Source organism: Terrilactibacillus tamarindi (assembly GCF_009718825.1).
GTDB lineage: Bacteria > Bacillota > Bacilli > Bacillales > Sporolactobacillaceae > Terrilactibacillus > Terrilactibacillus tamarindi.
Genome location: NZ_WNHB01000032.1, coordinates 1 through 17282, shown reverse-complemented (window position 1 = coordinate 17282; position 17282 = coordinate 1). Strand labels below are relative to the sequence as shown.

Annotated in this window: 15 protein-coding genes; 3 read left to right on the top strand and 12 right to left on the bottom strand. The window is 37.4% G+C overall.

The window, feature by feature from the left end:
- Positions 1–65 precede the first annotated feature (65 nt).
- From GMB86_RS14695 to GMB86_RS14675, 6 genes are all read right to left on the bottom strand, one after another.
- On the bottom strand, positions 66–1154 hold the full coding sequence (locus GMB86_RS14695) for an AI-2E family transporter (RefSeq protein WP_155221195.1): 1089 nt from the start codon (positions 1152–1154) through the stop codon (positions 66–68).
- 453 nt (positions 1155–1607) lie between these two features.
- The gene (locus GMB86_RS15610) at positions 1608–1757 is read right to left on the bottom strand and encodes a hypothetical protein (protein ID WP_196220250.1); all 150 of its coding nucleotides are present in this window, start codon (positions 1755–1757) and stop codon (positions 1608–1610) included.
- Entirely contained in the window at positions 1757–3043 is a 1287-nt protein-coding gene (locus tag GMB86_RS14690; protein ID WP_155221193.1) for a dihydrolipoamide acetyltransferase family protein, read from the bottom strand. The genes GMB86_RS15610 and GMB86_RS14690 overlap by 1 nt, the downstream gene beginning before the upstream one ends.
- Before the next feature lie 44 nt (positions 3044–3087).
- Positions 3088–4122 carry an alpha-ketoacid dehydrogenase subunit beta gene (locus GMB86_RS14685; protein WP_155221191.1) on the bottom strand — a complete coding sequence of 345 codons (1035 nt, stop codon included), beginning with the start codon at positions 4120–4122 and terminating at the stop codon, positions 3088–3090.
- Between the two features lie 17 nt (positions 4123–4139).
- Entirely contained in the window at positions 4140–5135 is a 996-nt protein-coding gene (locus tag GMB86_RS14680) for a thiamine pyrophosphate-dependent dehydrogenase E1 component subunit alpha (protein ID WP_155221189.1), read from the bottom strand.
- Positions 5136–5343: 208 nt separating this feature from the next.
- Entirely contained in the window at positions 5344–7197 is a 1854-nt protein-coding gene (locus tag GMB86_RS14675) for a sigma-54-dependent Fis family transcriptional regulator (protein WP_196220249.1), read from the bottom strand.
- A 193-nt stretch (positions 7198–7390) separates the two neighbouring features.
- Here GMB86_RS14675 and coaA point away from each other — a divergent pair, with 193 nt between their 5' ends.
- Positions 7391–8296 (top strand): type I pantothenate kinase, encoded by a 906-nt coding sequence (gene coaA, locus GMB86_RS14670; RefSeq protein WP_155221184.1) that lies wholly within the window; start codon positions 7391–7393, stop codon positions 8294–8296.
- A 250-nt stretch (positions 8297–8546) separates the two neighbouring features.
- Positions 8547–9776, top strand: coding sequence for a DNA polymerase IV (locus tag GMB86_RS14665; RefSeq protein WP_155221182.1), 1230 nt, complete (start codon positions 8547–8549; stop codon positions 9774–9776).
- A 34-nt stretch (positions 9777–9810) separates the two neighbouring features.
- On the opposite strand, the gene GMB86_RS14660 is transcribed toward GMB86_RS14665, so the two are convergent.
- The 6 genes from GMB86_RS14660 to GMB86_RS14635 form a co-directional block, all read right to left on the bottom strand.
- Complete coding sequence (locus GMB86_RS14660) at positions 9811–10527, bottom strand: ABC transporter ATP-binding protein (RefSeq protein WP_155221180.1); 717 nt, start codon at positions 10525–10527, stop codon at positions 9811–9813.
- Positions 10520–11296, bottom strand: a complete 777-nt coding sequence (locus tag GMB86_RS14655; protein ID WP_155221178.1) for an ABC transporter ATP-binding protein — start codon at positions 11294–11296, stop codon at positions 10520–10522. The genes GMB86_RS14660 and GMB86_RS14655 overlap by 8 nt, the downstream gene beginning before the upstream one ends.
- A complete protein-coding gene (locus tag GMB86_RS14650) occupies positions 11293–12594 on the bottom strand; it encodes a branched-chain amino acid ABC transporter permease (protein WP_155221176.1) in 1302 nt (433 codons plus the stop codon). The genes GMB86_RS14655 and GMB86_RS14650 overlap by 4 nt, the downstream gene beginning before the upstream one ends.
- Before the next feature lie 10 nt (positions 12595–12604).
- On the bottom strand, positions 12605–13591 hold the full coding sequence (locus tag GMB86_RS14645) for a branched-chain amino acid ABC transporter permease (RefSeq protein WP_155221174.1): 987 nt from the start codon (positions 13589–13591) through the stop codon (positions 12605–12607).
- Between the two features lie 89 nt (positions 13592–13680).
- The gene (locus GMB86_RS14640; RefSeq protein WP_155221172.1) at positions 13681–14871 is read right to left on the bottom strand and encodes a branched-chain amino acid ABC transporter substrate-binding protein; all 1191 of its coding nucleotides are present in this window, start codon (positions 14869–14871) and stop codon (positions 13681–13683) included.
- Between the two features lie 470 nt (positions 14872–15341).
- Positions 15342–16139: an SDR family NAD(P)-dependent oxidoreductase gene (locus GMB86_RS14635; protein WP_155221170.1), complete on the bottom strand. Its 798-nt coding sequence runs from the start codon at positions 16137–16139 to the stop codon at positions 15342–15344.
- Positions 16140–16530: 391 nt separating this feature from the next.
- Between GMB86_RS14635 and GMB86_RS14630 the strand changes: the two genes are divergently transcribed.
- Positions 16531–17282, top strand: a 752-nt coding sequence (locus GMB86_RS14630; RefSeq protein WP_155221168.1) for a glycerophosphodiester phosphodiesterase, incomplete at its 3' end; no start/stop codon positions are given.

The following is a 17282-nucleotide window of genomic DNA, read 5'->3' as shown; positions in this document are numbered from 1 at the left end:
ATTAAGAAAACGGGTTTTTTTATTAAAACGATATTGGTGGAATCTTTCAAAGACGTTGCTATTTTTCAGATGACTTTATTTTGAAATCTAAGCATGATTAATCGATACGAACGCGTAACAATCACCTTAGCAACTGCATAAGTAGGAATAGCGAGGAGCATTCCAAGAATCCCTGCTAAATTTCCTGCTACGAGAAGAAGGAAAATGATCGTTAACGGATGAACATCTAATCTTTTACCCATAACTAAAGGTGAAATAAGATTACTTTCAATTTGTTGTACAATGACAACCCCTATCACGACATATAGCGCCAAAATGGGTGACTGAATAAAGGCGACGATAACGCCTGGTGCGGTCCCAATAAATGGACCAATAAATGGGATGACATTCGTAAATAATATAGCTAACGCTAATATCAAGGCATAATCTAGGCCGATCACTTCATACCAAATGTAGATTAAAATACCGTCAAACAGACTTACTATCATTTGCCCTTGAATATATCCACTTAAGGCCTGATCCATATCCGTTAAGATTTTTTGCCCTTCAGCACGATGTTCATGTGGTAAGAAACGCAAAATTCGATTAGGCAATTTGTCCCCATCTTTAAGCATGTAGAAAAGAATAAACGGTACCGTCACGATTACAACGACAGTGCTTGTAATTGATGAAATAATAGAAACGATATTGTTACCAATTGATGTTGTAAGTGTTCCAATTGATTGCGAAAAACGGTTGGTAATATCATTATAAGAAATATCGTTAAGGTTCAATCTCTCAAACAATCGACTATTTTGGAATTTGTCTAACTGCATTCCTAGTTCTTTGACCAAACTTGGCATGCTATTTATAAAGGAAATAAATTGATCATAAACAACCGGTCCAATTCCAAGAATAACTAATGTTATTAACCCAATAATCACAAGGTATATAAACAAAATGGAAATAACACGTGGAATTTTAAACCTGCTAAGAAACCTAACGATGGGACTTATGATGTAATAAAGAACACCGGCAATAATCACTGGTGCAGCTAACGTCGTAATTAAAACAACCAGTGGCCTGAAAATAAATGAAATGCGTGATCCAACTGCTATAACAAGGAAAATAGCGAGTATCCATAAAATAAAGCGAAAATATTTTGATTGGGGCATATTTTTCCTCCTTAGAATGAACGTCCTTATGTATAATCTTATACCTTCTAAATGAAACTATTTGTAGTATTTAATTATATCAAAATATCGTATGACCATGTTAATAAAGTAAACTTTAACTTGGCTTTTAGAGCAAGTATCATTATTTGATTTAATTTCCTTATCTGATGTTTTATGTAGGCTTTATACCCCTTATCCCATTTTCCCTATTCAATTTTTCCTAGACAAATCGCTATATATATACATTCTTCTCCAAAATTATACCCATCTTATGAGAGTTCTAAAATATGTCATATAAGCAAAGGCCTTTATTAATGAGACAACAAGGATATTTAACATTACTAAAAAGAACAGGCTATCTATAAAAGATAGCCTGCAGCTTTTTACTAGGTAGTTCAAAAAGTCGCCAAATGATAAGCGGCGAATCTCGGCGCCCGCCAAGAGGATCTTCAACTAAAATCGCTCACGTCCTGTGAGCAACGTTGAAGCCACCACATCCTGTGGAATGCCGGTCCTCATGTAGTAAAAACCTACATTCCGGTCCTCAAAACAGCGCCGCCTTGACCTTCTTGCTTCTAATTTGTCACCTTTTTGAACACGCACTATAAGACAATTTTAAATGGCGTTTCCAGGTACGTTTTTAGTGATGATAGGAAGTTACTTGCCGGAGAACCATCAATAATTCGATGATCAAACGTTAAACTTAAAGGTAAGAATCGTCTCTTTTCGATTGTTTCACCCACAAAAACGGCTTGGTCATAAATGGATCCAATGCCAAGAATACCGATTTCAGGTGGATTAAGGACGGGTGTAAAGAAGGTAACACCTGATGTTCCTAAACTAGAAATTGTAAATGTTGAACCTATCATATCAGGACCAGCAAGTTTACCTTCACGTGCATCGATACTCATTTTTCTAATTCGTTTAGATACTTCACTTAATGAAAGTGTATCTGCATCACGAATAACAGGAACCACTAGACCTTCGTTTAACGCAACAGCAATACCTAGATGGACCGATTCATATGTTGAAATATTGGTTCCATCAAATGTACTATTCAATTTAGGATGTTTTTTCAATGCTAAAATCGTTGCTTTAGCGACGAAATCAGTAATCGTAAGTCTAACATCCTCTTCATCTTGATACATTTCTCTAGCTTTTTTCTGAAAACTGATAAGTTCAGTGACATCAGCCGTCATTTGTATCGTTAATTGAGCGGACTGCTGTAAGCTTTTGAGCATCCGATCACTTATCACTTTCCGCATGCCGGATATCGGTGTCACTTTTACACGATCATCACCCGCTATTCTTTTCTCGGATTGGGTGGTAGGTTCCTTATCCTTCATTGATTGTTGTATTGATGCTGGCGTATTTCTTTCTTTAGCTTTGGCCTCAATGACGTTTAATACATCAGCTTTTGTTATACGACCATGAGGTCCAGTTCCTATTACTTCATGAACATCAATATTTGATCCTTTTGCAAGTTTTCTCGCAGCAGGTGACACGCGAAGTTTTAAGACGGGGCGTCCTGACGTATTTTCATTTTTATTTGGCTCTGACTGATCTTCTAGTACCGTATTTGGGGTTGTTTCTGCACTTGTTTCTGAACGGGCGCCTTCGGGTTTGGCTAACTGATCATCAATAGATTCATTTTCGGCACCTATATACCCTATAGCTTCCCCTACTGGAACTGTGTCGTCTGGATCTGCATTGACTTTGAGTAGAATCCCATCATCAGGAGCCTCAACATCTTTTTCAATTTTATCAGAACTTATAACGACAACCGATTCTCCTTTTTTTACTGGATCCCCGGCATTCTTTAACCATTCTACAACTGTGCCTTCTGACATACCCATGCCAAGTTTAGGCATTACAATTTCTACGGCCATCTCTGTTCACCTCTCCTTTCAATCTTGAGAAAATAGATTTTGAGCTACTTTGTTACAATCGAGTTATCTCCCATAATTTCAGCAAAAGCCGCGAGGATCTTTTCAGGAGTTGGTAAGTAAAGTTTTTCTAAAGATGGTGAAAAAGGAACAGGGCTATGAGGAGCCGTAATCATTTTGATCGGTGCATCCAAATAATCAAACCCTTTATCAACAACCATGGCTGAAATGTCTGTTGCAGCATTACATCTCGGATAGGCTTCATCTACAATAATGAGTCGTCCGGTTTTGGCTACCGAATCTAGAATGGTTTCTTCATCAAGCGGAGATAACGTTCTTGGATCGACAACCTCTGCTTCGAAACCTTTTTTGGCAAGCTGATTGGCCGCCTTTAAGGCCGTATGCACCATTTTCCCAATAGCCACTATGGTTAAATCTTTTCCCTTACGTTTTATATCTGCTTTCCCAAATGGAATAGTATAAAAGCCGTCACCTACTTCACCCTTCATCGTATAAAGTGTTTTGTCTTCAAAGAAAATAACGGGGTCATCATCAAAGATAGAGGTTAATAGCAAACCCTTTGCATCATAGGGTGTTGATGGGATAACCACTTTTAAACCTGGTATGTGAGTGAAAATGGAATATAGGCTTTGTGAATGCTGAGCTGCTGCCGAATAACCCGCGCCATGCATCGTTCGAATCGTTAAGGGAACTTTTGCCTTTCCACCAAACATGTAGCGAAGTTTCGCCCCTTGGTTCATCACTTCATCAAGACAGCTACCAATAAAATCATTGAACATTAATTCCGCGATGGGACGAAGCCCCGTTGCAGCAGCTGTAACCGACGCACCAATAAAACCCGCTTCAGCAATGGGGGTATCAATCACGCGATCACGACCAAATTTATCGACGATCCCTTGTGTAACACCCATAACGCCTCCCCACGCTTCTTGATCTTGCAGATGGTCAACTTCGGCTCCACCAGCAACATCAATACCAATTAAGACAACATCATCATCTTTATACATCGCTGTGCTGATCGCTTCGTTAATGGCCTTTGAAAAAGTTATTATTTTTGTCATGATGATTCACCTCCAAATTATTCGTATGATACGTAAACGTCTTTTGTAAGTTCACTTGGATCTGGATTTGGACTTTCCTCGCCAAATTTAACGGCATGCTCAAGTGCTTTTTTCACACTATCTTCAATTTCATCAAGTTCTTCTGGCTTTGCTAGCCCCTGCGTTTCCATATAGTTTCGAAATTTTTTAATGCAATCATTTTGTTCTTCTTCTTCCATGCGTTCTTCACTGTCTTTATACGTTTGAGTATCTCCTTCAAAATGGCCATAATTTCGATATGTTTTACACTCAAGTAATGTCGGTCCTTCGCCTTTTCTTGCCCGATTCACTGCCCGTTCAGCAGCTTCATACACGGCGAGAAGATCTTTTCCATCTACGATTTCGCCTGGTATGTTGTAACCGGCTGCCCGGTCCGCAATGTGTGTGCAGCTGGATGCATATTCATAGGTTGACGCTTCGCCATAACCGTTATTTTCCGCTACAAATAAAACAGGCAGATTCCAAATTGCAGCCATATTAATTGCCTCATGAAACGTCCCGTGATTGTTTGCCCCATCACCAAAGAAACAAACAGCCACATGATCCGTTTTTTTCACTTTGGCTGTGAGTCCAGCTCCAACAGCCAGTGGAAAACCACCACCGACAATTCCATTAGCGCCGAGCATCCCTTTCTTAATGTCTGCTATATGCATCGAACCGCCCTTACCTCTACAAAGTCCAGTCACTTTCCCATATATTTCAGCCATCATGCCATCCAAATCACAGCCCTTGGCAATACAGTGACCATGTCCTCTATGTGTGCTTGTAATACTGTCATCATCTGTTAAATGAGAACAAACGCCGACCGCTACCGCTTCTTCACCTGCATATAAATGAACAAAACCTGGTAATTCTCCTTTTGCAAATATGTCATGCACCGTTTCTTCAAATTCACGGATTTCAAGCATTTTTCTATACATCCATTTTGCCTTTTCGCTCGTTAAGCTTGCTAAGATTGATTTAGAGGTTCCCATATCTTCTTTCCTCCTAGTCCATTTTTAAATCTCCTGTTGAGGCATTACACCGAATAGATGCAAGATCGATGCCAAGAAGTAAGCGTTTTCACTAACTCCGTGTTTTCTCTGTTTTTCTAGACCTTTAACTTAACTCTTTGGAAAAAATGAGAATGATGTCTTGTTTTTTCTCATTCTTTCTCATTTATGTTAGGTCCCCTAATACTGACTACAAATCATATTTTCGTAATTTACGATAAAGGGTACTCTTTGGCATATCCAATATCACCGCCGCCTGACTTACCTTCCCATTAACCTCTTTCAAGGCCTCGATAATACGGTCTTTCTCTAATTGATCCCGAAAGGCTTTTGGTGAATCAGCAGATGAATTAATATGATCGCGTTCGCTCTTCATTTCTCCTTCTTTTGAAAAAAAATAATCTTCTAGACTTAAGTCAGAAGGAAGATGATCACCATAGGTGATTTTTAATCTTTCCAAAACATTCATCAATTCTCGAATGTTGCCTGGCCAGGTGTAATTCATAAACTGAGCTAAAATAGATTTTGAAAAAATAGCAGAGTTCCATCCTCTCTTTTGAGAAAAGTAATCTATGAATGCCTGAATATCCTCTTTTCGATCTCGAAGAGCAGGTAAATTAATTGGAAAAACATAGAGTCGATAATATAAATCTTCACGCCAATGACCTTGTTTCACTAATGTTTTTAGATTATGATGTGTTGCTGTAATAATGCGAATATTGATGGGTATTGGTTTTGTACTGCCAATAGGAATAATCTCTTTTTCTTGTATCACGCGAAGAAGAGCTGTTTGGACATCATAAGAAATATCTCCAATTTCATCGAGAAACAAAGTTCCACCATTGGCTTGTTCAAAATATCCTTTATGGCCGTTACGCTTAGCACCGGTATAAGCACCACCGACATAACCGAATAATTCACTACTAAGTAAATCTTTTGGGATCACACCACAATTAATTGCAATAAAAGGTTGACCCGCCCGATGACTATTTTCATGAATGGCACGTGCCATCATTTCTTTTCCTGTACCTGTTTCGCCACTAATGTGTATCGTGACATCTTCCTTGGCTGCTTGATGCGCTAACATGAGAATTTTTTTAAATGATTCACTGCTCCCCTTGACCCCGTTAAAATGAAAGTGATCAAGGTGAGTTTTTGTTTCTGGTGAGATGCCGTTTTCGTGCAAAGACAAACCAATTTCATAGCCAATAACGCCACCATGGTTTGATGAATAAACCTTTTTTTTGGATTCAACGATATAGGGACTTTTTTGCAGACAAGTTATAGATTGATTAAGATATTTATTAGCTTCTTGCTGCATAGTAGATGAAACCCATTTGATGATATCGTTCTGATCGCATAACAGTTGATATGGATATTGATTGGCGGTTAACCTGAAGTTGGTTTTGCTGAGTAATTCAAGCGAATCGAGCGTCATCTGCTTTTCTATGTAAAGTTCGATATGACAAGTCATTAACTTAATCATCGGAATAAGAACTGATACATTCCTATCTTCTTCTACAAAGGAAGCATTAAAAATTCCAATGATGTGTCCCTTAGGGTTACGAATGGGTACGGCAGAACATACCCAACTTTGTGAAGCAACGGCATAATGTTCAGTCCGATGAATCGTAATGGCTTCTTCTATTTTTAAGGCTGTTCCTATGGCATTCGTTCCAACAGTATCCTCTGTCCAAGATACTCCTTCTACAAATCGTATCGTCCTTGCTTTCTCCATCCCCTCTGAATTCCCACCTGTTTTAAGAATATAGCCTTCTTGGTCAGCAAGGACAAAAATGACATTTGATGCTGAGTAAAGTGGTTCTAATTGATCTAACAAAATTTCAAAAGCAGATAACAAGGTCTTGTGATTAGCCTGTCTGTTCCGCAATTCGTCCTGTGTTAGGATGACTTGACCCGTTCCTTTGTAAGGATCAACGCCCTTATTCCGGCAACGCTTCCAAGACTCTGCAATACAGCATCTTATGTGTCGTTGATCAAGTTGGCCTTCTCGAATAAAGCGATACCAAAATTCATTTTTCAACATGGCTTCTCCCACGCTTTCGCCTATATAGTTTTATTTTATATCAAAATTACCGATAGTGCTTTCTTTGCGACTTAGCGTTTCATTCCCTCATTGCTTTAGCCTTTTTAAATTTTCTCTATTATATATGGTACAATAAATTGAATCTATGCCTTGGAATATTGTCAAATTTAAGGAGGGGTGAAGGATTAAAATGAACTTTCCAGACAATAATTATCTGACTTTTGATGATCAAGATTGGAACAGCCTTATACATAAAGAACCTTTTTCAATAACACTTGATCGTCTTCCTATTCAAATCAGTGACGCCCAAAAACAAGCTTATCTTTTTATAAGTACATATATTTCTATACAATATCAGCATTGGGTTGAACAACAAAAACATATTGATCATTACTTAAAAACGCAAAATTCCCACCATACTTATATTATTGGGCTTGCTGGTGGTGTAGCTGTCGGAAAAACAACAACGGCGACTCTATTAAAAGGTTTCCTTACACAGCTCCTACAAACAGATGATATAAAAATTGTATCTACTGACAACTTTTTGCTTCCAAATGCTAAACTTAATGAAAAAGGATTAATGGATCGCAAGGGATTCCCTGAAAGCTATCATACAAAAGCACTCTTACAGTTTCTTAATCAAGTAAAATTAGGAGAAAAAAACATTCAGGTACCGATCTATTCACACCAAACATATGATGTTTCACCCGATACGTTCCGTCAGATGACATCTCCATGTGTGTTGATCCTCGAAGGAATTAACGTCCTTGAACGGACACCGTCAGAAACCGAATCAATAACTGATTTTCTTAACCACTCCTTATATATTGATGCACCTGAAACTATGGCGATTAAATGGTATTGGAACCGAGTTAGCCAGCTTTATGAAAAAGCCAAAGAAGAGGAAACTTCTTATTTTAAACGATTCAGTGCACTCACACGTGATGAGTTTGAACAGGTTGCCATGCAAACCTGGGACCGAGTTAATGGACCGAATTTAAAGCAATACATTTCGCCCACGATGAACCGAGCAAATGTGATTATTTCAAAAGGTCTTAAGCACCAAATTAAACAAATTCATATTAAGAAATACTGATTTAAAAGTCCCCTTTGAGGGGCTTTTATTTATTATATGGTTATTAGAGGGTAGCTCTATCCCCAGGTTTAACTTTAGTGTAATCATCATACTTCTTTTAATGTCACTTATGCTGCCAAATCATCCCTTCAGGGTAAAAAGGCCTTAACCCTCTTTCCACATCTAATAATTACCATTGAATAACGAACAAATATTTGTATATAATAAATAAGAACAAACGTTCTTTCACAATTTGGAATGAGGTTATGACATGACTAAAGTTATTTTTCTCGTCGACATGCAATCATTCTATGCATCAGTTGAGAAAGCAGATCATCCTACACTAATGAAACGACCTGTTATTGTCTCTGGTGATCCAAAAAGACGCAGTGGTATTATTTTAGCGGCATGTCCAATAGCAAAATCCTTTGGTGTAAGGACAACGGAAGCTCTTTGGGAGGCAAAACAAAAATGTCCACAAGCTGTCGTCTTACGTCCGCATATGCAGCGTTATATCGATGTATCTCTTTCTATAACATCCATTTTTGAACAATTTACAGATCTTGTCGAAATTTACTCTATTGATGAACAATTCTTAGATGTGACTGGAAGCACTCGATTATTCGGGGAGCCTAAGTCCATTGCCAAACAAATTCAGAAAATGATTTTTGATGAGATTGGTGTGCATGCGCGAATAGGAATTGGTCCTAACAAAATTCTAGCAAAAATGGCATGTGACCATTTTGCAAAAAAAAGAGAATCGGGTATTTTTGAACTTAATCATACGAATATGCAGAGGTATTTATGGCCACTACCCATTAAAAAATTATTTGGGGTCGGCTCACGTATGGAATATAATCTGCGGAGTATGGGAATCCGCAAAATTGGACATCTTGCAAATTTTTCTTTAGATATTTTGAAAAAACGTTGGGGAATTAATGGTGAGGTTTTATGGCAAACCGCAAATGGTATTGATTATTCACCCGTCACAGTTCAAAAAGATCAGAAACAAAAAGCAATCGGTCATCATATGACTCTCCCTTATGATTATGGCACACGAAAAGAGATTCTTGTCATTTTACTTGAGTTAAGCGAAGAGGTTGCCCGCCGTACAAGGGCGAAACAAGTTATGGGTAATACCCTGTCCATTGGTGTTCAAGGTGCAGATTTCGATTCACCTACGGGATTTTATCGGCAAGTAAAACTTCCCTTCCCTACAAATTTTGGGATGGATATTTTTAGAGCCGCTCTCGAGCTCTTTGATCAGTATTGGGATGGCCTGCCAATTCGTGGAACTAGCATCACCTTATCTAACCTTCAATCCGCCCATCAATACCAAATTGATTTGTTTGGTGATCTTGTCAAAAAAGAACGGCTTAGCGAAGCTATGGACGCCATGTATTCAAAGTATGGATCAACAGCCATCATTAGAGCTTCTTCACTAACAAACGCAGGACAGGTCTTTGTTCGTTCTCAAAAAATTGGTGGACACGATAAATAAAAAGTTGCTATCCAGATCAGATAGCAACTTTTCTTTAAGCCAAATAAGCTTCTTGAATTTGGCGATTTGTCATAAGTTCTGTGCCCACGCCTTCCAAAACAATTTGACCCGTTTGAATAACATAACCACGGTCTGCTATATGAAGAGCTTGGTAAGCATTTTGTTCAACAAGGAGAATACTCATGCCCTGATTATTTAATTCTTTTATAATATCAAAGATTTGTTCAACAATAATAGGAGCAAGACCCATGGAAGGTTCATCAAGCATAAGGACGTCTGGTTTCATCATCAAAGCGCGACCAATGGCTAACATTTGTTGTTCACCACCACTCATTGTACCACCCTTTTGGTCAAGACGTTCTTTCAATCTTGGAAAATATTCAAACACTCTTTTCATTCTAGATTCAATAACTTTCTTATCTTTAATGGAAAAAGCCCCAATGAGTAAATTTTCTTTAACTGATAATCTTGGAAAAATACGTCTACCTTCCGGAACGTGAGCAATACCCACTAAAGACGTTTTATGAGCAGGTAAACTTGTAATATCGTCTCCATTGTAATGAATGGACCCATTTTTAGATTTAACTTGACCACTAATTGTCTTTAAAGTGGTTGATTTACCAGCTCCATTGCTCCCAATTAAAGTTACAATTTCACCTTTATCAACATAAAGGTCAATGCCCTTTAAAGCCTGAATCTTACCATAATATGTTTCAACGTTTTTTAATTCAAGTACGTGAGTGCTACCCATTTGCAACAGCTCCTTTCCCTAAATAAGCCTCAATAACCCGCGGGTTATTTCTAATATCATCAGGCTTACCTGATGCAATTTCCTCCCCGTGATCCAAAACATAAATAAAATCAGAAATTTCCATAACTAACTTCATATCATGTTCAATAAGAACAATCGTAATATCAAGTTTTGTGCGCATGTCATGAATAAGATCTGTTAATTTTTTTGTTTCCTTTGGATTCATGCCTGCCGCTGGTTCATCGAGAAGTAAAACTTTAGGTTTCGCTGCAATAGCACGTGCAATCTCTAATCGGCGTTGTGCACCATAGGATAGATTACCTGCACTTTCATTTAATAACTCCGCTAATCCTACATATTCAAGTAACCGATAGGCTTCTTTTTTTGCATTTTCCTCCGCATGTCGAGTCCGTGGCATTTGGAACAAAGCCCCCACCCAACTACTTTTTAAATGATGGTGCATGCCTACAAGAACGTTGTCTAATACAGTAAGATCGTGAAAGAGCCGAATATTTTGGAAGGTACGGGCGATACCAAACTTTGTTACTTGGTGTGGTTTAAGACCTACAAGTGACTTTCCATTTAACAAAATGTCACCGGAAGTCGGCTTATACACGGCGGTTATCATATTAAAAAACGTTGTTTTCCCCGCCCCGTTAGGTCCAATAACGGCCGTAATCGAGTTTTTTTCAATATTCATATTGATATTTGTATTGGCATAAAGACCACCAAACTTTTTTGTTAAACCCGTGACTTCTAATATATTCATATCTCCGAACCTCCTGATGCTTTTTTATCGTTTGATACTTGAGGCTCCACAAACACCGATTTTGTAGTTGATTTTTTCAATTTATTCACATCGTACTTCTGATTCTTTGCAGGTATAAGTCCCTTAGGTCGATATAGGGCAAAGAGAATTAACAATAAGCCAAAAATAAAACGTTGCATTTTTGCAGGTGAGAGGGCATCAGGTATTGAAATAACCCCGTTGGTATTCAATTGGTTGAGCCAATTCGACACTTCTGTAAGAACCTGTAAGTTTAAAATAGTTACAACGGCTGCACCTAGAATAACACCTGGAACACTTCCCATTCCTCCAAGAAGGACCATAACGAGAATCGTTGTAGATTCTAATAATGTAAAGCTCGTCGCATCGATATATGTTTGCTTTGCTGCAAAAACAACACCCATCATACCAGAAAATGAAGCGCCGATAGCAAAAGCTATTAATTTGGTTTTAACTAAGGGAATTCCCATCGCTTGCCCTGCAATTTCATTATCACGGATTGCTTTCCAAGCACGGCCAATTTTGGAATGTTCGAGTCTCGTTACAATATAAACGACAACTAAAAAGATAGCTAGTGCCACGTAATAAAACTGGCTTGCATTGGCTATCACGATACCAAAGATTTTAGGAGGAGCAATTGATGCAATCCCCATTGATCCGTTTGTGATATTGACCGGTTTATCTAAGTTATTAAAGATAATCCGGATAATTTCTCCAAAGCCTAATGTTACAATGGCTAAATAATCTCCTTTTACCCGAAGAACCGGAATCCCGAGTAAGATACCAAAGATGGCAGCTACTATTCCTCCAATAAGAATAAAGATCCAAAAACTTTCCCCTGATAAAGGAAAATGTCCAAAGTGAAGAAACTTTGAAGCCTGTGCACTGGCAAAAATACCATATGTATAGGCACCAACTGCAAAGAAAGCAATAAAGCCGAGATCAAGTAAGCCAGCAAAACCAACCACAATATTCAAACCAAGTGCCATCGCACAGTATATACCAACAAGTGTTGCAACATCCATATAGGATTCATACGCTTGCCCTTGACTTGCTGAAAAAGGTATAAGAACAGCTACAATAACAAGACCAATAATCCACTTTGCTTTAGTACTAAGTTTAAGAAAATAGAGTAAAAGAATAGAGAATAGTAACAATAAGAAGGCTACAACGGACTGTTGAGCCAATATTAAACTCAAACTCGAGACGGCAACATAGACGATAAATAGAAGAAGTTGAGCTTTTTTATTTTTCGAAAACAGGTCCACTAATTTTCTCATTAATACTCACCTACACTTTCTCAACGACGGCTTTACCAAACAAGCCTTCAGGTTTAAAAATCAATACTGCAATTAAAATGGCGAATGCAAAAATATCTTTATATTCTGCTCCAAAAGCACCATGTGTTATTGTCGAGAGATTGGCTGCAGCAAACATTTCGAGTAATCCAATAAGTAAGCCTCCAACCATAGCTCCACGAATGTTACCAATACCACCTAGAACAGCAGCTGTAAATGCCTTTATTCCCAGAATAAAACCAATATACGGGTCAATTGAGCCATATTGAACCATAAACAGCACACCTGTTGCACCACCAAGAGCTGATCCTACAAAAAATGTAACAGAAATGACCTTGTTAACATTAATAGACATAAGTGAAGCCGTTTCACGATCTTGAGCTACGGCACGCATAGCCATGCCCCATTTCGTTCGGTTTACGAAGAAGTCTAATACAATTAACATAATGATAGCGACTATTAATACAACTAAGAAGGAACTTTTAAACAAAGCATCACCAAATTGAGGTAAAATGGACGATGTTTTTAAATGAATTTTTTCATTAAAAAGAGATGGAGCTGAAACGATGTAGTTCCCTGTTTTTAATTCTGCAATAAAACGGACAATGTCTTGCAATAAAAAAGAAACACCGATCGCCGTAATTAATGTTATTAGTTTAGGAGCATTTCTAAGAGGACGATAAGCGACTCTTTCAATTCCCATGCCTAAAAATCCAGTTGCAATACTTGCTATAACGATAATGATGATAAAGGCTAGAATAGCAGGTACAGATGACAAGAAGCCTACACTAGATAAAATTAATAAGACCGTTGTGCCAATAAAAGCTCCGGACATGAAAATTTCACCGTGAGCAAAGTTAATAAGTTCTAAGATACCATATACCATGGTGTATCCTATGGCCACGACTGCGTACACTACCCCTAAAGTAAGACCATCGACAATGACTTGCGGCAATGTTTGAATAATATGTGCTAACATTTCTTCACCACTTTCCTTACTCTAATAGTCTTTTAAAATACTAAAAGGGTACGGGTTACATGACCATACCCTTTTAGTTGATATTATTTTTATTTACTGATGGCTTTTTGTTGTACAGCTGGATATTCAGCTTTGTCAAATTTAAAGATAAAGACTTTAGCGAATTTGTTATCACCTTTATCGTCAAATCCAACTTTATTGATAATACCTTGATAATCTTTAATTGTTCTTACAGCTTGGCTAACAGCTTCTCGAGTAGGAAGTTTACCATCATTTTTATCAATAGCAGACATAATGGCTTTAAGAAGAATACCTGTTGCATCGTATCCATAAGAAGAATAAGACTCTACATTTTTATTAAATTTAGCTTTGTAAGCATCGGCAAATTTCTTACCTGCTTCTACTTTTGTTACATCACCGGCTACAGAACTGAGATAAACGTTTTTCACAGAGTCCCCAGCAATTTGAACCGTAGAGGATGAATCAAGCGCGTCGCCGCCCATGATTGGAATATCTAAACCTTTATCACGTGCTTGTTTAATGATTAATCCACCTTCAGCATAAACGCCACCAAAGTAGATTAAATCTGGTTTTTTCGAAGCTGCTTGGCCAACAACACCATTAAAGTCTTTTTCACCAACTGTTATACCTTCATAGCCAACAATATCGGCACCTAGTTTTTTAGCTGCATCCCTAAATGCTTCTGCAAGACCTGAACCGTAAGCTGTTTTATCTTGAATAATAAAGATTTTTTTTGCTTTTAGCGTATTTACTGCAAATTCCGCACCGGCTGGACCTTGGAAATCGTCACGTGCACATATACGATTAACTACTTTTAAACCACGATCGGTAACATCAGTAGCTGTTGCTGCAGGTGAGATCATTGCTAATTGATTTTTTTCATAGATTTCTGACGCAGGGATAGTTACACCAGAGTTCAAGTGTCCAATAATACCAAGAATGGATTTATCTGATCCAATTTGTTGAGCATTTGAAACCCCTTTTTTAGGATCAGCTTGGTCATCATAAGGTACGAGCTGCAAATCAAAACCTTTTTTTGCAAAAGCTTTCTTTTGATCTGAAATAGCCATTTGTGCACCTAGTTTAATGGCTTCACCTAGTGTAGCACTACCACCTGATAATGGCGATTGTGTTGCAATTTTAATGACTTGTTTTCCATCAGATCCTGATGAGCCATCTTTAGACGATGAACATCCACTAATGATTCCAAATGCTAATGCTGCAGTGGTAATTAAAGATACAATTTTTTTAGATTTCATGTTGAACCCCCTTGTTATTTAATAATCGCTGAAATTCAAAGAATTAGAAAATTATGTATCCTCCAATCCCCCCCAATAAGGAAAACTAAATAGGACTTTTTCTCTAAAAAAAGAGCGCTCTTTTGTTATGATTATAGTCAGTAATACAAGATATGTCTTTTATAGTGTTAGATTTTCTTACATACTTTTTTCATAATTATCTGCATAATGTGTCTTTTCAGCAAATAAAAAAACATAGAAAAATGGCATTATTTGTTGAAACGTCCACTTGTTTTATTGAAGGGATTATCTTGTTTCCCTGCTATAAAACCTTATAAAAAGGGAGTTCAACTCATGACTTAAGTCACAAGTTAAACTCCTTAAAAATTGTCGTTTTTTAAATTAAATAAGAATGAGTAAATTACCGTCACCTTTACATGATTAAGTTCTGATTATATATAAAGTTAAACTGTGAAATATGTCATTATATGTCACTTTTTACTTAGTAATTTACCCGCAAACTTTTCAGATATACCGGGAAAACATTGATATAACCAAGTGCCTAACGCTAATAAGCGAGGCATATTAACTTCACGTTTTCGCTTTTCGATAGCTAATATCACTTGATGTGCCACCTCGGCTGGTTCTAGCAAATAGCGTTCAATATTTTTCACATATTCACCGGATGGATCAGCTGTTCTAAAAAAAGGTGTGCGTATCGGACCTGGATTAATTGCTGTGACGTTTATACCTGTTCCCTTTAATTCCATACGCATGGCATTTGTGAAGCCTAAAACAGCATGTTTACTTGCAGCATAAGCTGTAGATTTGGGGGTAGCTACCTTACCTGCAATAGAAGCAATATTCACAATGTGTCCTTCTTTTTGTTTTATCATATAAGGAATAACTGATTGAGAACAAGCCATTAAACCAAATACGTTGACATTAAACATTTTCTTGGTACTCTCCATTGACGAATCTAAAAGATAATCAAATGTTCCATAACCCGCATTATTGATTAAGATATCGATTCGTTGGTATTTTTTAATAATCATGTTAAATACTTTTGAAACATCTTCTAAAATACTAACATCTAATATATAGTAATCTGCCTCACTTTGATACTGACTGATTATTTCTTTTTTTAGTGATTCAAGTTTAGATTTACTGCGTGCAATAAGGATAGGATAGGCTCCTTTTTGTGCAAGTTGAATAGCCATTTCTCTTCCTATCCCACTAGATGCTCCTGTAACTACAGCAACTTTACCCTCAAACAGTCTTTGAGACATAATTTTTTCCACCTTATAATAAATTTAGCTTATGCATGTTCATCCGCAATTTTCTTATAGATCTAACCACATTGTCATTTTTTTGATTTCTTGATTTTATATTGTAACATTAATACAGTGACAACCAACCCACACGGACTATAGAGGTTGTTCAAAAAGCCACCAAATGATAAGCTGCGAATCTCGGCGTTGGCTAGTTTTTCAGGTCCTCATGTAGTAAACACCTACATTCCGGTCCTCAAAACGGCGCCGCTCTTATCTTCTTGCTTCTGATTTGTCACCTTTTTGAACACGGACTATAAATAAAAATATCATAAAAGAATGCAATAAAAGAGTCTTGAATTTGGAATGTTATGTGCTTGTATATTGATTTCTAATTGAGGTGTCTATCTTGTCCATTTCTATTATTGCGCACCGTGGCTATAGCGGCAAATACCCAGAGAATACAATGCTCGCTTTTAAAGCGGCTCAAAAAGCAGGGGCTGACGGTATTGAAACGGATGTCCAGCTTTCAAAGGACGGAGTTCCTGTACTTATTCATGACGAAACGTTAAATCGTGTAGCAAAAGTCAATGGTTATGTTAAAGACTTTACTTTAAAAGAATTAAATGAGATTAGTGTTGGAAAAGGATTCGGTTGGAGAATACGTAAAGCATTTATTCCTACATTAGAGGAATTGCTGGCTTGGATCACAAAAACAAACCTATCCCTCAATATTGAACTCAAAAATAGCCAATTTCCATACGAAACAATGGAAGAAAAGGTTATAGAAATGATACATCATTATAAAATCGCCGATCGAGCCATTTATTCCTCTTTTAATCATGAGAGTCTATTAAAAATTAACAAAATTGATTCAAATGCTGAAACAGCACCGTTATGTAAGAGATTAAAAACATGCTCTTGGCAGTATATTAAAGCATTAGGTGCCTCCGGAGTTCACCCTAATTATAAATACCTGAATAAAAAAGATATTAAGGATATGCAGAAACAAAATATCAAAGTTAGGCCTTATACAGTCAATCAAAAACAAGCAATCAAACGACTCATAAATTGGAATGTTGATGGTATCATTACTGATCAGCCTCGCAAAGCAAAACGATATGTTTATGAAGAGTTAAAATTAAAAGATAAGTCTTATGA